Origin of the sequence: Xanthomonas sp. NCPPB 1638, assembly GCF_041475635.2 — a bacterium.
GTDB classification, from domain to species: domain Bacteria; phylum Pseudomonadota; class Gammaproteobacteria; order Xanthomonadales; family Xanthomonadaceae; genus Xanthomonas; species Xanthomonas cucurbitae.
In genome coordinates this window covers 1,052,333-1,072,966 of the sequence record NZ_CM192984.1, presented here as the reverse complement: position 1 = coordinate 1,072,966, position 20,634 = coordinate 1,052,333, and the positions used below count along the sequence as shown (strand labels likewise).

Annotated in this window: 17 protein-coding genes; 5 read left to right on the top strand and 12 right to left on the bottom strand. The window is 65.2% G+C overall.

What is annotated here, in order from left to right; translation table 11 throughout:
* Window positions 1–240: 240 nt before the first annotated feature.
* Window positions 241–474, bottom strand: a complete 234-nt coding sequence (locus tag ACCQ13_RS04690) for an XAC0095 family protein (protein WP_104604686.1) — start codon at window positions 472–474, stop codon at window positions 241–243.
* 269 nt (window positions 475–743) lie between these two features.
* Here ACCQ13_RS04690 and hsdR point away from each other — a divergent pair, with 269 nt between their 5' ends.
* From hsdR to ACCQ13_RS04670, 4 genes are all read left to right on the top strand, one after another.
* Complete coding sequence (gene hsdR / locus ACCQ13_RS04685) at window positions 744–4,217, top strand: type I restriction-modification system endonuclease (protein ID WP_159406715.1); 3,474 nt, start codon at window positions 744–746, stop codon at window positions 4,215–4,217.
* Window positions 4,218–4,305: 88 nt separating this feature from the next.
* A complete protein-coding gene (locus ACCQ13_RS04680; RefSeq protein ID WP_159406714.1) occupies window positions 4,306–5,508 on the top strand; it encodes a Fic family protein in 1,203 nt (400 codons plus the stop codon).
* Window positions 5,505–7,043 carry a class I SAM-dependent DNA methyltransferase gene (locus ACCQ13_RS04675; protein WP_104604692.1) on the top strand — a complete coding sequence of 513 codons (1,539 nt, stop codon included), beginning with the start codon at window positions 5,505–5,507 and terminating at the stop codon, window positions 7,041–7,043. The genes ACCQ13_RS04680 and ACCQ13_RS04675 overlap by 4 nt, the downstream gene beginning before the upstream one ends.
* Entirely contained in the window at window positions 7,036–8,373 is a 1,338-nt protein-coding gene (locus ACCQ13_RS04670; protein WP_208800480.1) for a restriction endonuclease subunit S, read from the top strand. The genes ACCQ13_RS04675 and ACCQ13_RS04670 overlap by 8 nt, the downstream gene beginning before the upstream one ends.
* A gap of 137 nt (window positions 8,374–8,510) precedes the next feature.
* Here the strand turns inward: ACCQ13_RS04670 and ACCQ13_RS04665 are convergent, their stop codons facing one another.
* The 11 genes from ACCQ13_RS04665 to ACCQ13_RS04615 all read right to left on the bottom strand — a co-directional run bounded on the left by ACCQ13_RS04665 (window position 8,511) and on the right by ACCQ13_RS04615 (window position 19,612).
* Window positions 8,511–11,174, bottom strand: coding sequence for a M1 family metallopeptidase (locus tag ACCQ13_RS04665; protein WP_159406713.1), 2,664 nt, complete (start codon window positions 11,172–11,174; stop codon window positions 8,511–8,513).
* 160 nt (window positions 11,175–11,334) lie between these two features.
* Window positions 11,335–12,627, bottom strand: a complete 1,293-nt coding sequence (locus ACCQ13_RS04660; protein WP_159406712.1) for an adenylosuccinate synthase — start codon at window positions 12,625–12,627, stop codon at window positions 11,335–11,337.
* A 320-nt stretch (window positions 12,628–12,947) separates the two neighbouring features.
* The gene (locus ACCQ13_RS04655) at window positions 12,948–13,133 is read right to left on the bottom strand and encodes a DUF2065 domain-containing protein (RefSeq protein ID WP_104604699.1); all 186 of its coding nucleotides are present in this window, start codon (window positions 13,131–13,133) and stop codon (window positions 12,948–12,950) included.
* 148 nt (window positions 13,134–13,281) lie between these two features.
* Window positions 13,282–13,395 carry a DUF2065 family protein gene (locus tag ACCQ13_RS04650; protein WP_159406711.1) on the bottom strand — a complete coding sequence of 38 codons (114 nt, stop codon included), beginning with the start codon at window positions 13,393–13,395 and terminating at the stop codon, window positions 13,282–13,284.
* Window positions 13,396–13,521: 126 nt separating this feature from the next.
* Window positions 13,522–13,635, bottom strand: a complete 114-nt coding sequence (locus ACCQ13_RS04645) for a DUF2065 family protein (RefSeq protein ID WP_146090345.1) — start codon at window positions 13,633–13,635, stop codon at window positions 13,522–13,524.
* A gap of 108 nt (window positions 13,636–13,743) precedes the next feature.
* On the bottom strand, window positions 13,744–14,208 hold the full coding sequence (locus ACCQ13_RS04640; protein ID WP_104604703.1) for an REP-associated tyrosine transposase: 465 nt from the start codon (window positions 14,206–14,208) through the stop codon (window positions 13,744–13,746).
* Window positions 14,209–14,591: 383 nt separating this feature from the next.
* The gene (hflC, locus tag ACCQ13_RS04635; RefSeq protein WP_104604705.1) at window positions 14,592–15,455 is read right to left on the bottom strand and encodes a protease modulator HflC; all 864 of its coding nucleotides are present in this window, start codon (window positions 15,453–15,455) and stop codon (window positions 14,592–14,594) included.
* Entirely contained in the window at window positions 15,455–16,585 is a 1,131-nt protein-coding gene (gene hflK, locus ACCQ13_RS04630; RefSeq protein WP_104604707.1) for an FtsH protease activity modulator HflK, read from the bottom strand. Before hflK ends, hflC begins: the two co-directional genes overlap by 1 nt.
* Before the next feature lie 518 nt (window positions 16,586–17,103).
* On the bottom strand, window positions 17,104–17,490 hold the full coding sequence (gene pilH / locus ACCQ13_RS04625; RefSeq protein ID WP_104604709.1) for a twitching motility response regulator PilH: 387 nt from the start codon (window positions 17,488–17,490) through the stop codon (window positions 17,104–17,106).
* A 345-nt stretch (window positions 17,491–17,835) separates the two neighbouring features.
* The gene (locus tag ACCQ13_RS04620) at window positions 17,836–18,744 is read right to left on the bottom strand and encodes a DnaJ C-terminal domain-containing protein (protein ID WP_159406710.1); all 909 of its coding nucleotides are present in this window, start codon (window positions 18,742–18,744) and stop codon (window positions 17,836–17,838) included.
* A gap of 394 nt (window positions 18,745–19,138) precedes the next feature.
* The gene (locus ACCQ13_RS04615; protein ID WP_104604713.1) at window positions 19,139–19,612 is read right to left on the bottom strand and encodes an Hsp20/alpha crystallin family protein; all 474 of its coding nucleotides are present in this window, start codon (window positions 19,610–19,612) and stop codon (window positions 19,139–19,141) included.
* A gap of 162 nt (window positions 19,613–19,774) precedes the next feature.
* Here ACCQ13_RS04615 and ACCQ13_RS04610 point away from each other — a divergent pair, with 162 nt between their 5' ends.
* Window positions 19,775–20,257, top strand: coding sequence for a peroxiredoxin (locus ACCQ13_RS04610; protein ID WP_104604715.1), 483 nt, complete (start codon window positions 19,775–19,777; stop codon window positions 20,255–20,257).
* Window positions 20,258–20,634 lie beyond the last annotated feature (377 nt).

Below are 20,634 nucleotides of genomic sequence, written 5' to 3'. Positions count from 1 at the left end.
TTCATCAGGGATGGCATGCGCCCCCCGCCTCCAGTGTGGCAGTGCTGGATCCATATGCACCAAGCACGCCACACGCAATAGGTCCAGTCCCACGATGGATCAGATCAACGGAGACAGCACAGTGTCTTTGGTGACTGTGTACTCTTCAGCACGTAACTCAGGCAGTCATTGGCCACGGCATCGTGGCTCCTCAGTGCTAGCACACTCGTTGGTGGGCACGTCTTGTTGCAGATGTGCGGGCTACTGCAACTGCACAAGCAACACGTTCAATTGCTCTGACAACAGCTCCAGGCAGAACCCCAACGCGTCCACGCAGACGGACGGCTGCCGCAACTGCTCTTCGGCCTGCGCGCGTGGCTGCGCCAGGCGCGCCAGAAACCGCATATGGTCGCGCAGTTGCTGCAAGCGGTATTGCGCGTGTTCTGGCAGGTAGTAGCCAGTGTTCGCATACAAGTGATGATGCGCCTCGGCCATTGGATCTCTCGCAGTGACCAATCAAGCAAGGCCACCGTTGTCGTATGCTGCCCCCGAGTTTGATTGCGGCAACGACTTGAGTTGTCGACAAAAGACTGGGAACTCATGGGAAGAACTTGCGTAGCGGCCAACAAAGTTGCTGCGGACGGCCCAAGCCATCACATCTCGGTCCATCGCATCCGGCGCTAGAATGACGACGGCAGCATCGGTGACCTATGATGGCTACCGCGAGATGCCGTCCCGCCGGGCGCCACTGTACGGATACGCGTGTGACTGTCGATAGCAACTTTTCCTTCCTGCAGGAACACGATCCGGTCTTCTTCAAGCTGGCCTCGATGGCCGAGCAGGTCTTTGCCAGTGATCCCAACACCACGCTGATCAAGCTCCGGCAGTTCGCCGAAGCACTTGCCCAGGATCTCGCCGGGCGCGCCGGCATTCTCCACGATCAACGAACGACCCAGGCGGATCTGATCTACCAGCTCGCACGCGAGCTGCGCCTGGACCGGCGGATCCAGGAGCTGTTCCACGTACTGCGGGTCGAGGGCAACAAGGCGACCCACGGCTTCACCACGCAACACCGCGAAGCGATGGATGGCCTGAAGGTCGCCCGCGACCTGGCGGTCTGGTACCACCGGGCCTTCGGCAGGAACACCGCCGAATTCAAGGCTGGTGCTTTCGTGCCCCCGAAGGATCCAGCCGCGCCGTTGCGCGACGTGCAGGCCGAGGTCCATCGCCTGAAAGCGGAGCTGGATACCGCCCGCCAGCAACACGACCAGAGCCAGGCGCTCGCCGAACTCAAGAACAGCGAAGCCAAGCTCAACGCCGAGCTTGCCGAAGCGATGGACGTCGAAGCGCGTGAGCAGTCGGCGCTGGCAGTCCAACGCGAACAGGAACTGCAACGGCTCCGCCAGGACTTCGAACAACGCATCGCCAGCCTGCAACAGCCGGACACCGCCCGCCCGGCCGCCACCCAACAGGTCGCCGGCGCCACCCAGCAGGCCAGCAACAACTTCGACCTCAGCGAAGACCTCACCCGCATCCTGATCGACCAACAGCTGCGCGAGGCCGGCTGGGAAGCAGACTCCCTCGACCTCACCCACGCCAAGGGCATCCGCCCGGAAAAAGGGCGCAATCTCGCCATCGCCGAGTGGCCCACCAAGGTGCCGCGCGCCAACGCCGACTATGTGCTGTTCGCCGGCCTCACGCCGGTCGCCGTCGTCGAGGCCAAGCGCAAGCAGATCAACATTGCCGACCGGATTCCCCAGGCCGAGCGCTACGCACGCGACTTCGTGATGAGCCGCGACCTGACACCCGCTTATTCGGCCACCATCCAGATCGCAGGCTGGGCCGATGGCCAGGGCGGCCATTTCCAGGTGCCGCTGGCATTCGCCTGCAACGGCCGTCCTTATGTCAAGCAGCTGGCCGAGCAATCGGGCATCTGGTTCCGCGACCTGCGCTCACCGGCCAATCTGCGGCGCCCGCTGCAGAAGTTCCACACGCCCGAGGACATCGCCGATCTGCTCACCCGCGATCGCGACCAGGCCGAGCGCGATCTGGCCCAGGAAGGCTTCGCCTACCTCAACCTGCGCGACTACCAGCAGCGCGCGATCCAGGCAGTGGAAGACGCGCTGGCATCGGGCTCACGCAACTGCCTGCTGGCGATGGCGACCGGCACCGGCAAGACGCGCACAATGATTGGCTTGATCTACCGTCTGCTCAAGGCCGAGCGCTTCCACCGGATTCTGTTCCTGGTCGACCGCTCCGCGCTCGGCACCCAGGCCACCGAGACGATGCAGGAGATGCAGCTGGAGCAGAACCAGACGCTGACGCAGATCTACAACCTCGATGGCCTGGACGACACCCGCACCGCCGATGAGACCCGTGTGCAGGTCGCCACTGTGCAGGCCATGGTCCGGCGCATTTTCCAGTCCGATGACCCGCCACCGATCGGAACCTTCGACTGCATCGTCGTCGACGAGGCCCACCGCGGTTACACGCTCGACCAGGAAATGACCGAAGGCGAGCTGGCCGTGCGCGACCACGCGCAATACCTGTCGCAATACCGCCGCGTGCTCGACTACTTCGATGCCTGCCGTATCGGCCTGACCGCCACGCCGGCCAAGCACACCACCGAGATCTTCGGCAAGCCGATCTACACCTATAGCTACCGCGAAGCAGTGGCAGATGACTGGCTGATCGACCACGAGCCGCCCATCCGCTATACCACCGCGCTCGGCAAGAACGGCATCCATTTCGATCGCGGCGAGCGCGTCAGCGTCATCAACACGCAGACCGGCGAAGTCGATACCGCAGACCTGGAAGACGAACTCGACTTCAATATCGAGTCGTTCAACCGGCGTGTGATAACCGCGGACTTCGACCGGGTCGTCTGCGAGCAGCTCGCCATCGAACTGGACCCGGACGGCGAGGAAAAGGCCCTGATCTTCTGCGTCAGCCAGCCCCACGCCGAGCGCGTCAAGAACCAGCTGGACGAGGCCTTCAAACAGGTCCATGGCAAGTACTACAACCAAGCCAGCGTCGCGGTGATCACCGGCAAAAGCGACAAGGTCGACCAGCTGATCCGCAACTACAAGAACGAGCGCCACCCCACTATCGCCATCACCGTCGACCTGCTGACCACCGGCATCGATGTGCCGCGTATCGCCAACCTGGTGTTCATGCGCCGGGTCCGCTCGCGCATTCTCTACGAACAGATGAAGGGCCGCGCCACCCGCCGCTGCGACGACATCGGCAAGACTGTATTCCGCATCTTCGATCCGGTCGATCTGTACACCGCGCTCGAAGACGTCGACACCATGCGCCCGCTGGTCAAGGACCCCAACATCAGCATCGAGCAACTGGTCCACGAGCTCAGCCAACAGCGCAGCTTCGATGCCCCAGGCAGCAACGGCGGCAGCCACGCCGACGACGCGCTCGACCAACTGAGCCAGCGCATCATGCGCGTGCTACGCAAGGCCCAGCATCGCGCCGAGCAGCGCCCGGATTTGCGCGACAAGCTCAGCGAGCTGGAAACCTCCTGGGGCGTGGCGCCCGCCGTGCTGCACACTCATCTGCACAAGCTCGGCGCGCGCAATGCCGCCAGCTTCCTCCGCGAGCACTCGCGCCTGGTGGAGCAACTGGCCGAAGTGGGCGTGCTGCTGGGCACGGACCGCTATCCGGTCATTTCCGAACACACTGACACCCTGCTCGAACGCGCACAGAACTATGGCGTCAACGAGGCCCCCACCGATTACCTGGACAGCTTCAACGCCTTCATCCGCGAGCAGATCAACCAGTCCGCCGCGCTCAGCGTCATCGTCAACCGCCCCCGCGACCTCACCCGCGCCCAGCTGCGTGAGGTACGCCTGCTGCTCGACCAGCACGGCTACAGCGAGGCCCACCTGCGCGGCGCGTGGCGCGACAGCACCCAGCAGGAGGTCGCCGCCAGCATCATCGGCTACATCCGCCGTGCCGCGCTGGGCGAGGCATTGGTGCCGTTCGAGCAGCGTGTCGACAAGGCCATGCAGAGCATCTATGCCCAGCGCAGCTGGACGCCGGTGCAGCGGCGCTGGCTCAAGCGGCTGGCCCAGCAGCTGATACACGAGGTGGTCATGGACCGCGACACCGTGCAACGCAACTTCAGCGGCGATGGCGGCGCCCTGCAGCTGGACCGCCTGCTCGATGGCCGGCTGGACCAGATCTTGGGCGATCTGGGCGAGCATCTGTGGGATCAGACTGGCTGAGTCAGTAATTGACACTGGCGTATGAGCCGATTAGTCGGGATAATCGGCTCATTCAAAGAGCCAATTAAATCGACCAATCGGCTCACCGATGCCCAACCGAACAACCGCCCCCTGCCCTCGCTGGATCTGGCAACAGCCCGACTGGCCTCGCGTCCACTGGCAGGCCGATGCCCTGGCGGCACTGCTGCGCGACTGCCAGCACGCGCACGGCCAGCTGCTCGGCATGGCTGGCGCGGTCGCCGGCGACCAGCAGGCCGCCGAAGCGCTGGACACCCTGCTCTCCAACATCGTCACCTCCTCGGCCATCGAGGGCGAGCGGCTGGATGTCGGCTCGGTACGCTCCTCGCTGGCCCGCCATCTGGGCCTGGCCGAAGACAGCCCTCGCCGCACCACTGGCCGCAGCGAGGGGCTGGCCGCGCTGATGCTAGACGCCACCGGCCACCCCGACACCCCGCTGGACCTGCCCCGCCTGCTGCAATGGCACCGCTGGCTGTTTGCCGAACAGGACAGTCTGCTGCCCACGCGCATCCGCATTGGCGCGCTGCGTGGCGATGAGCCGATGCAGGTCGTCTCCGGCCGGCTCGACCGCCCCACCGTCCACTTCGAAGCCCCGCCGCGAGAGGGGCTCGACACCCAGCTCGCCGCCTTCCTCGACTGGTTCGCCAGCTCGCGCACCGACGCCACGCTGGACCCGCTGCTGCGTGCCGGCATCGCCCATCTGTGGTTCGTCACTCTGCACCCGTTCGACGACGGCAATGGCCGCCTCACCCGCGCACTCACCGATCTCGCCCTGGCCCAGGCGCAACCGCAGGCGATCCACTTCCATGCACTGTCGGCCAGCATCCTCGCCGACCGCAGCGGCTACTACCGCAGCCTGGAAACTACCCAGAAAGGCCTGCTCGACATCACCCACTGGTTACACTGGTTCCTCACTACCCTGCACGACAGCCTCATACAGGCCCTGCACCGCATCGACCGCGTGTTGGCCAAGGCGCGCTTCTGGCAGCAGCATCACGCACAGCCGTTGTCGGCCGAACAGGTCAAGGTGCTCAATCGTCTGCTCGATGGCGGCGAACGCGGCTTCGAACACGGCATCAGCGCCTCGCAATACCAGGCCGTGGCCAAGGTTTCCAAGGCCACCGCCACCCGCCATCTGGCCGACCTGCTGGAAAAAGGCTGCCTGCGCCGCCTGCCAGGCAGTGGCCGCAGCACCCGTTACGCCATCAACACGCCGGCCTCCAGCATCGCGCTGCCGGCCCGCACCACTTCAGAACAAGGCAGCACCCCATGACCCATAACGATATCGTCCAGAAACTCTGGAACCTCTGCGACGTCCTGCGCGACGACGGCATCAACTACAGCGACTACGTCACCGAGCTGGTGCTGCTGCTGTTCGTCAAGATGGAATACGAGCAGGTACGCAACAACGACGCCTTCGAGCACAAGCTGCCCGCCGGCAGCCGCTGGCCTGATCTCAACGGCAAGTCCGGCCTCAACCTGCTCAATCACTACCGGCAAATGCTGCTGGACTTAGGGAAGAGCAGCGATCCAATGATCGCCGCCATCTACGCCGACGCGCAGACCCGCCTCAAGGAGCCGCGTCATCTGGAAACCCTGGTGACCGCGCTCGACGGGCTGGACTGGTTCAGCGCGCGCGAGGACGGCCTGGGCGACCTTTACGAAGGCCTGCTGCAGAAGAACGCCAACGAGACCAAGTCCGGCGCCGGCCAGTACTTCACCCCGCGCCCGCTGATCGACGCCATCATCCGCTGCCTGCAGCCGCAGCCCGGCGAAACCCTGCAGGATCCGGCCGCCGGTACCGCCGGCTTTCTGATCGCCGCCGATGCCTACATCAAGGCCAACACCGACGATCTGTACACGCTCGACGACAAAGCCCGCCGCTTCCAGCAGCACAAGGCCTATACCGGCATGGAGCTGGTGCCCGGCACCCGCCGCCTGGCGCTGATGAACTGCCTGCTGCACGGCCTGTCCGGCGAAGGCGCCGGCGTGGTCCAGCTCGGCAACAGCCTGGGTGATCCCGGCAAGAAACTGCCTCCCGTGAACATCATCCTGTCCAACCCGCCATTCGGCACCGCCAAGGGCGGCGGCGGACCCACCCGTGACGACCTCACCTACAAGACCAGCAACAAGCAGCTTGCCTTTTTGCAGCACATCTACCGAGGCCTGAAGCCCGGTGGCCGCGCCGCCGTGGTGCTGCCGGACAACGTGCTGTTCGAGGCCGGCGTCGGTACCGAGATCCGCCGCGACCTGATGGACAAGTGCAACCTGCACACCCTGCTGCGCCTGCCCACCGGCATCTTCTACGCGCAGGGCGTCAAGACCAATGTGCTGTTCTTCCAGAAAGGCACCGCCGCCAACCCGCGCCAGGACACCCACTGCACCCAGGCGACGTGGGTCTACGACCTGCGCAGCAACATGCCCAACTTCGGCAAGCGCACCCCGTTCGGGCCGGCGCATCTGAAACCGTTCGAGGAGGCCTACGGCACCGATCCCAACGGCGCCAACCCGCGCACCGATGAAGGGGAACAAGGGCGCTTCCGTTGCTTCACTCGCGCCCAGATCGCCGAGCGCGGCGACTCGCTGGATATCAGCTGGCTCAAGGACGCCGACAGCGTAGATGCCAGCAGCCTGCCCGCACCCGAAGTGCTGGCCGCCGAAGCGATGGCCGAACTCAGCGAAGCGCTGCGCGAACTCGACGCGCTGATGCAGGCGCTGGGCGCCGGTGATGAGGCGCTGGAACAGAAGCGGCTGCTGGCCGAGGTGATGGGGCTGGAAGTGACCAGCGGCGAGGTGGACGGTGAGTGAGTTGCCGGTTGGGTGGGCCGAAACGACCATCGGTGAGATCTGTGCGATGGGCCCCAAATCCGCGTGGGACGACGGCATGGAAATCGGCTTCGTACCGATGTCGCATGCAGCAACCAACTTCAGGGACCCACTTAACTACGAGCCTCGTCCATGGCATGAGGTCAAGAAGGCATACACGCACTTCGAAAATGATGACGTTATTTTCGCCAAGGTGACGCCCTGCTTCGAAAACGGCAAAGCCGCACTCGTCGCTGGCCTACCCAACGGCGCAGGCGCCGGCAGCTCTGAATTCCACGTATTGCGCCGTCGCAATGCTGGAATTTCTCCAAGTTATCTCTTGGCCGTTATCAAGAGCGCACAGTTCCTCCGCGAAGGCGAAGAAAACATGACCGGCGCTGTCGGCCTTCGTCGCGTCCCCCGTGCCTTTGTCGAGAACTTTCCCGTCCGTCTGCCACCCGAGGCAGAACAAAAGCGCATCGCGCAGAAGATGGATGCGCTGCTGGCCCAGGTCGACACCCTCAAGGCCCGCATCGACGCCATCCCCGCCCTCCTCAAGCGCTTCCGCGCTTCAGTATTAAGTTCGGCTTGCAAAGACTCCGATTCCGCGGGAATTTCGGATCGAGAAGTACTACAGACTCAGCTGAGGGAAGCCATCTCAGAACCTCTTCGCAATGGGAAATCGGTAACCGACGGTGATGGACTGCCCGTCCTCCGTCTATCGTCTTTGAAGGCGTCCGGAATAGACTTCAGAGAGAGTAAGAAGGGCGACTGGAAAGAGCTGGATGCCTCACGCTTCTTGGTTCAGGCGGGCGACTTCTTGGTATCGAGAGGCAATGGGTCAAAAGATTTGGTCGGAAGAGGTGGGCTCGTCCCTGATTGCAATGAGCCTATGGCCTTCCCAGATACGATGATTCGAGTTCGGGCTGACAACAGCAAGCTACTTGGTGAATTTCTATGTCTGGTTTGGAACGATCACGGCATTCGCAGGCAGATTGAAAGCCTAGCGAGAACCACTGCGGGAATTTGGAAAATTTCCCAAGGCGACCTCGAAGCGGTACGAGTACCTCTTCCTAGCGTTGCGGAGCAGAAGGAAATCGTCCGCCGCGTCGAACAACTATTCGCCTACGCCGACCAGCTGGAAGCTAAGGTCGCCGCCGCCCAGCAGCGCATCGACACCCTGACCCAGAGCCTGCTCGCCAAGGCCTTCCGCGGCGAACTGGTGCCGCAGGACCCCAGCGACGAACCGGCCAGCGTGCTGCTGGAACGCATCCGCGCCCAGCGCGCCGCCGCACCCAAACCGAAACGTGGCCGCAAGGCGGCAACAAGCTGACCCTGGGGCCCCCCATGTCACGATAGTTGTCCGCTCCCTTGAATCCTCAGATGGAGACCCAGATGGCCCGCTACAGCCTCGAACTCAACGACCAGATCGTCCGGCGGATGCAGCGAGGCCTGTACAGCGCGCGTCATTCACCCCTTGCGCGCCTGCAACCACGCCCGGATCTGCGGCACACGCTGGTCGCGCAGCTTGACCCGGGTCTGGATGGTGCTGATGGCGGTGTTCGCTTCGCGGCGTGAGGTGGGGGCGATGTACTTGTCGGCATAGGTCTTGATCTTGTCGACGGTCTTCAGGTCGAACGAGCCATCGGCCAGGCCGGGGTAGTAGCGCGCACGCGAGGTGGTGTCGACCAAGGCGTCGACCTGGCGGCGATGGGCAACGGCAAAATCGAACGCCAGCTCCGGGTGCTGCTTGGCCACCGCGCGGATCATGCTGGCGGCATTGGTTGCCCCGGGTTCGCTGGTGAGGGCCAGCGCCAGGGCGCGAGCGGCCAGTGCGGGGTCCTTGGCCTGGGCCAGATAGAGGTAGTCTTCGTCGCGCACCATTGCGGAGGGTTCCTTCTGCGCCATTGCCTGCAGCGTCTGCCAGGTGGCGGCATCGGCATGCCGGGCGACGATGCCGAGCACGGTGCTGCGCAGCTCCGGCGACAATGCGGCGGGCTTGGCCGGGAAGGCGGCGAAGCGGCGTTGCGCCTCGGCGATCACGGCGGGGTCGTCCAGCGAACTCAGCGAGATCATCAATTGCGCGCGCAATTGCTTGACCTGCGCGGTGTCGCCATCGCGCTCATCCCAGCCATAGCGGGCGAACACGGGTGCCAACCGCGCCAGCGCGTAGCGGCGCCAGGCGGCGCGGTCGGCTGCAGCATTCTGGAACAGAACATCCAGGTCCACGAACGTGGCGGAGACGACTTTCCAAAGATCCGGCGCCGCATCCGCCGGCAGGCTGGCGGTGAGGTCGAGCAGGTCCGCATCCGGCTGCAGCCCGACCGTTGCCAGCGCAGCGGTGTCGAGCAGGATGCCCAGTTGGTCCACCACCGGCAGCGTCGGCAGGCGCGCGGTCAGCGCGGTGAACTGCGCAGGCGCATACAACGTGCGGTAGTAGCCCTTCTGGCCGGCGTTGACCAGCACCGGGGCATCGCAGCCGGGCACTTTGAGCTGCGCGGTGTGGTCCACCAGCACGCGCTGCGTGTTGCCAGCGCCGTCGCGCACGGTAACAGGCACGCGCCAGAGCAATGGCTTCTTGTTCGGCCGGTCCAGGGTGTATTCGCCCTGCTCCAGGGTGAGTGTGGTGGTACCGGCGTCGCAGCGGGTGCTGGTCGTTATCAGCGGTACGCCCGGTTGCTGGGTGAAGTCGTGGGCGATGTCGATGAAGTGCTTGCCGGGCGCCACCTTGTCGATCTGCTGCCACAACTGGCCGGTGACCGCATTGCCGTATTGATGCTGACGCAGATACTGCCGCACGCCGGTGCGCCAGTTGTCCGAACCGACATAGTCTTCCAGCATGCCGACCACCGCCTCGCCCTTGTCGTAGGTGATGGCGTCGAACGCCTGGCTGGCCTGCTCCACGGTGGCCACATGCTGCACCACCGGGTGGGTGGTGGCGTAGGCATCGAGCGCCATCGCGTTGCGGCTCTTGTAGGCCGGGCCGGTCTTGTCGATATCCCACTCCGGATGCAGCTTGGCGGTGGTGCGCGCCTCCATCCAGTTGGCGAAGCCTTCGTTGAGCCACAGATCGTCCCACCACGCCATGGTCACCAGATTACCGAACCATTGATGGGCGATTTCGTGCGCGGCGATGGTGAACACGTCCTGTTTGTCGCTGACGGTGGAGACCGCCGGATCCAGCAGTAGGAAACGTTCGAAGGTGAAGATCGCGCCCCAGTTTTCCATCGCACCGAAGAACTGGCTGCTACCGGGCGCGGCAACGTTGTCCAGCTTGGGCAAGGGATAGGGAATGCCGAAGTAGGCGTTGTATTCGTGCAGCACATCGCGCGCGGACTGCAGTGCGAACCGCGCCTGATCCACCTTGCCCTTTTGCGCGATCACGCCGATCTCGGTGCCGTTGTCGGCGGTGACGGTGGCGCGCTCGAACTCGCCCATGCTGAGGAACAGCAGGTAGGTGGACATCTTTGGTGAAGTCTGGAAGGCGATGCGCGTGCGCCCGTTGGCACCCGGCATGGCGGAGGCCACCGGCATGTTGCTCACCGCCATTTGCCCGGCCGGTGCGTTGATGACCAGATCGAAGGTAGCCTTGAAATTGGGTTCGTCCCAGGAAGGCACGAAGCGGCGCGCATCAGAATTCTCGAACTGGGTGAACAGCGCGCGGCGGGTGCCCTGCGCGGTGGGGTAATCCAGTGCGAACAGGCCCGTGGCCTGCGTGCCGATCGTGCCGCTGTAGTCCAGCGTGAGCAAATACTTGCCCGGTGCCAGCGCTGCGCCAGTGGCGATGCTGGCGGTTTGCGCGTCGGCATCGGTGGTGACCTTGGCCGCCACTGGGGCGCGGCCTGCCGGGGCCAGCGTGGCCTTGCCCAAGCGCAGATCCGCCGCCTGCAGCACGATGGCATCGGTGGGCACCAGCACCTGGAGATCGACACTGACCTTGCCATCGAAGCGCATCGCCTCGGCATGCGGGGTTATCTCGATGGCGTAATGGCTGGGCCTGGCGGTGCGTGGCAGCTGGGTGGTGATGGCCGCTGGCGCCTTCGTGGCCGGCGCAGGCGCTGCAGCGTCGACATAGCCGGTCAGGGAGGTACCGGCCAGGGCCAACACGATGGCGGTCGCCAGGAAAAGACGCATGGGTAATCCTCGTAATGGAACGTGTGGACCTCAGCCGACCATGATCCCCTGCGCCTTCATCGGCGCGTACCGCCGGAAGTCATGCCAATGCTCACCAATCCTCAAACGGCAACGGCCCGGACTAGCCGGGCCGTTGTGTCTGCGATGCAACGTCAGCCGATCAGGCAAACGGGTCCTGCAACACCATGGTGTGGTCGCGGTCCGGGCCGGTGGACACGATGCTGATCGGGCAGCCGGCCAGCTCTTCCAGCGCGCGCAGGTAGGCGCGTGCGGCGGCCGGTAGCTTGTCCCATTCGGTGATGCCGTGGGTGTTCTCGGTCCAGCCCGGGAACTCCAGGTACACCGGGGTGCACTCTTCCCAGCCCTGCGCGTCCAGCGGCGCGTATTCGGTGCGCTTGCCGCGGTATTCGTAGGCGATGCAGACCTTGAGCTTTTCCATGCCATCGAGCACGTCGAGCTTGGTGATGCACAGGCCGGAGATGCCGTTGATGGCCACCGCACGCTTGAGCGCAACGATGTCCATCCAGCCGCAACGACGCGGGCGGCCGGTAGAGGCGCCGTACTCGGCCCCGCGGTCGCGGATGCCCTGGCCCACTTCGTCGTCCAGCTCGGTAGGGAACGGGCCGCCGCCCACGCGGGTGGCGTAGGCCTTGGCGATGCCCAGCACGTAGTCGATGGCGTCCGCGCCCACGCCGGTACCGGCCAATGCGCCGCCCACGGTGGTGTTGGAGCTGGTGACGTACGGGTAGGTGCCGTGGTCGATGTCCAGCAACGCGCCCTGCGCGCCTTCGAACAGCACCCGCTTGCCCTGCTTGCGCAGCTCGTGCAGGATGCCGGCCACATCCGACTTCATCGGCTGCACGTAATCGCCGAAGGCCAGTGCTTCGTCGAAGGTCTTCTGGAAGTCCACCGCGTCCACGCCCAGGTACTTGGTCAGCACGAAGTTGTGGTAATCCAGCGCGGTGCGCAGCAGTTCTTCCAGCTGCGCGGGGTAATGCAGGTCGGCGATGCGGATGCCGCGACGCGCCACCTTGTCTTCGTAGGCCGGCCCGATCCCGCGACCGGTGGTGCCGATGGCCTTGCCGCCGGCAGCCTTCTCGCGGGCCTGATCCAGGGCAATGTGGTAGGGCATGATCAGCGGCGCGGCCGGGCTGATCTTCAGGCGCGAACGCACTTCCACCCCAGCCGATTCCAGCTCGCCGATCTCCTTGATGAGTGCGGCCGGGGAGATCACCACGCCGTTGCCGATCAGGCACAGCGCATCGTCGCGCAGGATGCCGGAGGGAATCAGGTGCAAGACGGTCTTCTTGCCGTTGATGACCAAGGTGTGGCCGGCGTTGTGGCCGCCCTGGAAGCGGACGACCGCACCGATCTCCTCGGTGAGCAGATCAACGATCTTGCCTTTGCCTTCATCGCCCCACTGGGCACCGAGCACGACAACTGACTGACCCATGACGGGTGGACTCCTCAAGTTTTGCTGCGGCCATCGGGGCCGCGGGATGGGACCGGTTCGGGGCCGACGGCGCCACCGTAGGCACGCTCCATCGGGGAGCGTGGCAGCGACCAGACGCACCGACACGGAAAAAGCCGAACGGAGTGCTCTGGTTGGAGCGTGCCCGGCCGGCTTTTGTGCATTATCCGGGTTTCTGGCGACATGCACTACCCCCGGCGCGCGGGAACGCGGCCGCCTGGTCGAGCAGGGGCTTGGCACAGGCCGCATGGCGGCACCCATGCCTCTTCACGTTTCTCCCGATACCGCTCACCGCAGGCGGATCAATGACGCACGATCCACAGCCCGATGACGGCCAGCACCAGGGTCGCCGCGCCGATGGCCCGCACCTGCGCGATCGGCAGGCTGAAGAGCTGATCGATCATGCGCTTCCAGGCGATCGGCACGGCGAACAGCAGCAGCCCTTCGATGATGAAGATCAGGCATAGGGCGGTCAGCAAGTCATGCATGGGCGATGCCGGTGTCCGGGGGACCGGTAGTGTGCCCCGGATCCGCCGCCCGACACGCATCCCGCGTAGGAGCGCACCCGGGCGCGATGGGCATTCCCGGTAAGGCGCTCAAAGCCAGCCGGTAAGGCGCTCGCGCCCAGGTGCGCTCCTACACGCTTGGAGCCAGCTTGCCTGGCAAGGGCTTCCAGGCGATCGGCATGGTGTGTGGCAGCACGCTTTCGATGACGAAGATCAGGCACAGGGCGGTCAGCAAGTCATGCATGGGCGATGCCGGTGTCCGAGGGACCGGTAGTGTGCCCCGGATCCGCCGCACGACACGCGACCTGCGTAGGAGCGCACCCGGGCGCGATGGGCATTCCCGGTAAAGCGCTCGCGCCCAGGTGCGCTCCTACACGCTTGGAGCCAGCTTGCCTGGCAAGGGCTTCCAGGCGATCGGCATGGTGTGTGGCAGCACGCTTTCGATGATGAAAATCAGGCACAGGGCGGTCAGCAAGTCATGCATGGGCGATGCCGGTGTCCGGGGGACCGGTAGTGTGCCCCGGATCCGCCGCACGACACGCGACCTGCGTAGGAGCGCACCCGGGCGCGATGGGCATTTCCGGTAAGGCGCTCAAAGCCAGATGGCGTTCCAGAACGGATAGTCCCCGACCCGAGTGACCAGTCCGGCCCTCAGCGGGTTGGCAACGACGTAACGCGCTGCGGCGGGCAGGTCGTCGTCCTTGCGCACTGCATGGTCATGGTAGCTACGGCTCCACACCGGTGCACCGGACCGACGCTGCGCGTTCACCGCACGCGCCGAGCACGCTTTCATGCGCGAGACGACGTCGGCCAGTCCGGCGACGTGTCCAAGTTGCAACAACCAATGCGCGTGATCCGGCATCAGCACCCAGGCCAGCAGCCTGGCATCGGGAGGTATTGCTGCAGTGAATGCCCGGCAGGCGGTTGCTGCAAGCTGAAAATCTGCAAATACAGTGCGACGCTGCCATGTCGTGGTGGTCAGCAGGTAGCAGGCGTTGGGTGTACCGTGCCTGCCGCGGCGCAGCGCGCGATGGCCTGGGGAGCGAGCATTCACCATGAGGCAATGCTGATGGTGATCGTCGGTGTGCGGTATCGGCGTTTGGTGGGGGTTGCTGTCGGAGATGTTCGCGACGGCAGGTGTTTTGTGGAGCGCTCCTATCAGGAGCCAGCGTAGGAGCGCACCTGGGCGCGAGGGCTTTGCCGGTAACGCTCCGTCGCGCCCGGGTGCGCTCCTACGGAAAGTCGCGGATCGTCGGGTACGGCGGCACGGCCAATCCATGCGTGGCCAGCCAAGCACCCGGGCGCGAGGGGCATTCCCGGTAAGGCGGTCGCGCCCAGGTGCGCTCCTACGGCTGGGGGGTGCGCCTGCCTGCTGGGCGGGAGAGCCTCATACGACAACGCCCGCATTACGCGGGCGTTGTCTGTTCAACGCAAAGCGACTCAGCGATCGCTCTTGAGGTATTGCAGGAACGGGTCGTTCTTGTCCAGCACCACCACGCCATTGCCGTCGGCCATCGACTCGCGATAGGCCTCCAGGCTGCGATAGAAGGCGTAGAACGAAGGGTCCTTGGAACCGGCCTGCCCGTAGATACGCGCAGCTTGCGCATCGCCTTCGCCGCGTAGCTTCTGTGCATCGCGCTCGGCGTCGGCCTTGATGACGGTGCTTTCGCGGTCGGCCTGGGCACGGATGGTCAGAGCCTGCTCTTCGCCTTCGGCGCGCAGCTTGCTGGCCTCCTGCTTGCGCTGGGCACGCATCCGCTCGTAGACGTCGGTAATCACCTGGCTGTCGGTGGGCAGGTCGATCTGCTTGATACGCAGGTCGGTGATCTGCATGCCTAAGCCCTTGATGGCACCGTTGATGCCCTTGAGCTGGCTGGCGATCAGCTCGCTGCGGTCGCCGGAAACCAGCTGCTGCAGGGTGCGCGAGTTGATCTGGTTGCGCAGCGAGTCGGTGATGATCGGCGCCAGGCGCGAGTTGGCCACCGACTCCTCACCGCCGGTAGCACGGTAGAACGCCCGCACATCGGAGATGTAGCCGATCGCGAAGAAGTCCACGCTCACGTCCTTCTGCTCGGCGGTGAAGTAACGCGCCGGGGCGGTATCCAGCACCTGGAAGCGGCGATCGAACACGCGCACCGATTCCACCATCGGAATCTTGAAATGCAGGCCAGGCTTGAGGTCGGCACGCACCACGCGGCCCAGGTTGAGCACCATGGCGGTCTGGTCTTCGCGCACCACGAAGACCGAGCCCAGCAGTCCCAGCAACACGGCGACGATCAGGCCGATGACTAGCGAATTCTTCATTATTCGGTTCCTTCACGGCCGGTAGGACGCGGGCCACGTTCCGGATTGCGGATGGCTTCGCTGCTGGCGCCCTGCGGCGGATTGAGCAACACGTCCTGCGGCACCATCGACGGCACGCCACCAGCGTTGCCAGCGCTGCCGGAGGACTTGCCGGCATCGGCGGGCAACGGCACGTAGATGACCTGACGACCATCGCTGCCGATCACCTTGCGGTTCTCGGACAACACCTTCTGCACGGTTTCCAGCCACAGCCGCTTGCGGGTGACCTCCGGGGCGCCGGCGTACTGTTCCTGCAGCAGCGCGAAGCGGTCCGCGTCACCCTCGGCCTTGGAGATCACCGCCTGCTTGTAGCCTTCGGCGCCGGTACGGGTGCGTGCACCCTGGCCGCGCGCCTCCGGCACCACCTTGGCGGCGTAGGCCTGGGCTTCGTTGATCAGGCGCTCGCGCACCTGTTGGGCACCGTTGACCTCGTCGAAAGCCGGCTTCACTTCTTCCGGCGGGCGGGCGTCGGGCAAGGTCACGCCGGTGACCGCCAGGCCGGTGTTGTAGGCATCCAGCGCCGCCTGCAGGCGGTCCTTGGACGCGATCGCCAACGGGCCGCGATTGTTGAGCACGGTATTGAGATCGGAACGACCGACCTGCTCGCGCACCGCACTCTGCGCAGCCTGCTCCAGCACCAGCTCGGCATTGCGCGAGCCGAACAGGTACTTGCGCGGGTCGCTGATCTGGTACTGCACGTTGAGCGAGACGTTGACGATGTTCTCATCGCGCGTCAGCACCGGCACCTGATTGCTGAAGGTCTTGATCTCGGTGGCATTGACCTTGCGCACCGACTCGATCGGCCAGGGCAGCTTGAAATTCGGGCCGGGCTGCAGGATGCGCGAGAACTGGCCGAAGCGCAGCACCACGCCACGCTGCTGTTCGCCGATGAGCTGGAAGCTGGAGAACAGCACCATCAGCGCCACTGCGACCAGGATCCAGCGACCCACGCCGCCGTCGAACAGCTCTTTCAATGGCGCGGGCAGATTGCCCCAGCCACCACCATTGCCGCCGCCACGCGGCCCCCAGGACCTGCGACGGTTGGGGTCCGGGCCATCTCCGCCCTTGTTGCCGGGTGTGTTCCAGGCCATGCACGCTCCGTGATCGAGGGGCGATGCGGGCCAGTCCCGCAGTGCCGCCGTGTTGTGTGTTTCGCCGATTCTACTAGATGGGGCAGATGGACCGTTTTGAAAAGCCCGGATCGGTGCATCGGCGGTTTAGCCGCCGGGGCGGATCGGGAGGCGACCAGAACCGAGCAACCCGCAGTGGCTCTGCGAGGGCGGCAATCCGGTGACCGCGCGAAGTTGCGCTGCCGGGCAACGGCCTGCAGCGGATATTCGAGTGTTGCCCGCCCGATCGCACGGGTCCAGCAGGGCCGATGCTGAGGCGCCGGCCACCGGCCTGATGCACGCTGACGAGCTGACGCGGCGGATGCACGGCGACACGCGCCCTCGCTTGCGCAGTCCACCACCACGAAGGTGCGCCAGTCCTATCCAGGCGGGATGGGCAAGCATGATGGGGCGGCGAGCAATGGCCACTCCCTCATCTTCCACGCCCTTCTTTCATGCGGTGCTCTGCCTGCTCGCCCGACGCGGCCTGACCCAGGCGATCAAGCGGTCGGCGGTTCGTCCTTCTGGTTGAACACACGCTCCATCACTTCCAGCAGCTCGTCTTCAGAGAACGGCTTGGTGATGTAGGCGCGCGCACCCTGGCGCATGCCCCACATGCGGTCGGTGTCCTGGTCCTTGGTGGTCACCAGGATCACCGGGATGTGCTGGGTGGTGGGCTCGCGCTTGAGCGTGCGGGTAGCCTGGAAGCCGTTGAGGTTGGGCATGACCACATCCATCAGCACCAGATCCGGAAGCGACGCCTTGGCCGCTTCCACGCCGGCGGCGCCGTCGGTGGCGGTGATGGTTTCGTGTCCCAGCTTTTCGACGATGCGCTGAATCCCCAGCAGCTGCGATGGCGAGTCGTCGACGATCAGAATGCGTGCCATGTGTTCCCCCTAGTGTGCGGCGAGTGTAGTGCGCCGGCTGCGCTTTCGGTAGGTTGACCGGGCCAGCTGTCTGGCGCCTGGCGAATGTTGTGGCATGCGCAGGAGCGGGGCTTGTTTCCTTCTCCCGTCGGGAGAAGGTGGCGCGCAGCGCCGGATGAGGGTACGGCTGCAATTGAATGGCGCAGATCGACGTTGACTGCTGCATTGCCGGCTCGGCGTACCCTCATCCCCCCTCGCTCCGTGCCCCAGCCCGCGCCAGCGGCGCGGGCGCTCCGAGGCACGCGCGCCAATGGCGCGCAAGCCATGCCTCATCGCCCCGCAGGGAGGGGGGCTCCGACTCAAGACTCACACCGTCTCGCCAAACGCCTTGGCGAGGTTGCGGTACGCCTTCTTCTGCGCGTCGTCAGCAGGAGCCGGAGCCAGGATTTCCAGCTCCACGATCTGATCGCCCGGGGTCGTACCCGGCAAGCCGCGACCGCGCAGGCGCAGCTTGCGCCCAGCATCCGAGTCGGCAGGCACCTTCAACTCCACGGAGCCGCCCAGGGTGGGCACGCTGATGGTGGTGCCCAGCGCGGCCTGCCAGGGCATCACCTGCAGGGTGTAGAGAATGTTGCGCCCGTCCACCTCGAAGTGCGGGTGTGCGGCGTACTCGATCTCCAGCAACAGGTTGCCTCCCCCATTGCCCTGCCCGCTCAGGCGAATCACCTGGCCGGGCTGCACGCCCTTGGGCACGCGCACGTCCAGCTGCCTGCCGTTGATGGTGATGCGCACGCTATCGCCCGAATGCACCGCTTCCAGCGGCACCGCCAGCTTGGCGCGGGTGTCGCCACGCGCCTGCGGGCCGGCCCCGGCCCCGGCCCCGGCGCCGGGGCCAGCACCCGGCCCGCGTGCACGGCCACCGCGCTGGCCGGCGAACAGGCTTTCGAAGAAGTCGCTGAAGCCGCCGCCGGCGCCGCCGTTGCCGAACACTTCCTCGAAATCGAAGCCCTGGCCGCCGCCATGACCCGGCGGCGCCTGGAATTCGTCGCCCGGACGGTAGCCCTGCGCCTTCAATTGGTCGTAAGCCTTGCGCTTTTGCGGGTCGCGCAGCGCCTCGTAGGCTTCGTTGATGGCCTTGAACTTGTCTTCGGCGCCGGCTTCCTTGCTGACGTCGGGGTGGTACTTGCGCGCAAGCCGGCGATACGCGGTCTTGATCTCCGCATCGCCTGCGCTGGGCTCCACGCCCAGCGTTGCGTAGTAATCCTTGAATTCCATCTAATCACCTCTGGAAAAAAAACGGCCCGCAGCCGGGGCCACGAGCCTGTTCGATCAGTCGGCACCTGGTTGACACGGCAGCGGTGACGCGGTGGATGGCCGTCGCCTGGACACGCCGTGCCCTCCGATCCGGATACCCACCGCGCCGCCTGGCGCTGACGCAACTGAAGGTGCCAACCGCTCCATTCGCAGCCTGGCAGGCGACCGCGCCTATTCTACGGCGCGGCCGTCACCGGAGAGCGAAGCCGATGACTTCGCCCAAGGCCGGTTGCTTCGCAACGACACCCGCGTACCGACCCTGGCCATGCCGGCCGGCCCGTCCCGCGGCTTGCGCCTATCGCGCCTGCCGGGGCCGGATCGGCCAGCGAGCTGAGCCGATACGGCGGTTCCGCACTTACTGTGCCCGGCCGCTGGCCTCCTGCCCGTTGCCGACCTGAATGCGACGCGGGGTGGCCGCAGGGCGCTTGGGAATGCGGATTTCCAGCACCCCGTTGTGGCCAGCGGCGGTGATGCCATCGGCATCGGCACTGTCGGGCAGCGCAAAGCGGCGATGGAAACTGCCGTAGCGGCGCTCGATGCGCGAGAAGCGCTCGGTGTCGGTGCTGGATTCGCCCTTGCGCTCGCCCTTGATCGACAGGATGCCCTTGTCCATCTGCACTTCGATCTGGCCCGGGTCGATGCCCGGCAGATCGGCGTACAGCACGAAGTGATTGGGTTCTTCCTTGATGTCCACGCGTGGCACCCACTGCGCAGTGACCACGGCCGATTCGTCGGTCTCGCCGTTTTGCTCGAAGAAGCGGTCGAATACGTGCTTGATCTCGTTTTGTAGGGCGTGCGTGGGCCACTGGGGATAACGAACGATGTTCATGGCAAGCCTCCAACAGGTTGGGTGAAGGGCCAGCGGCGATGGCGTGCACCGCTGCGCCGGCCATGTGCGTCAGATAGGCATCGGGTTGCGGATTTCAAGCGTGTTGACGCGCTTTTTCCCTGCCCTTTTCTAGACTGCGTTCAGCCACAGGAGCCCCGCCCCATGACCATCGCCGTTGGTGACAGCATTCCCGAAGTCGTGCTCAAGCGCCTGCGCGAGGGCATTGAAGCGGTCGACACGCAGACGCTGTTCGCAGGCCGCAAGGTGTTGCTGTTTGCGGTGCCGGGGGCGTTTACTCCCACGTGTTCGGCCAAGCACCTGCCAGGCTATGTGGAGCACTTCGAGGCCTTCCGCAAACGCGGCATCGAGGTGCTGTGCACCGCCGTCAACGACCCCTTCGTCATGCAGGCATGGGGGCGCAGCCAGCTGGTGCCCGACGGCCTGCACCTGCTACCCGACGGCAACGCCGAACTGGCCCGCGCGCTCGGTTTGGAAATCGACGCCAGCGGCTCGGGCATGGGCCTGCGTTCGCGCCGTTATGCGCTGTATGCCGACGACGGCGTAGTCAAGGCCTTGTTCGTCGAAGCGCCTGGCGAGTTCAAGGTCTCTGCCGCCGATTACGTGTTGCAGCACCTGCCCGACTGACGTCTCGCCCACCGCCCACGTAGGCGGGTACGCCGACCAAGTGCTCGCATGCCGAGCACAACCTGCGCGACGAAGAACACGCCGATGCATCGGCCGACATGTTGGAAGGCGGGATCGGCAAGTGCCTCCAAGCCTGATGTGCTTCGATCCCCCGTAGGAGCGCACCCGGGCGCGATGAGGCTTTCCCGGTAACGCTCCGTCGCGCCCGGGTGCGCTCCTACAGATCGAGCAGAATCAAGGCAGCGACTTGCGCGACGAAGAACACGCCGACGCATTGGCCGACCTGCTGGAAGGCGGGATCGGCAAGTGCCTCCAAGCCTGATGTGCTTCGCCCCCCCGTAGGAGCGCACCCGGGCGCGACGAAGCTTTCACGGTAA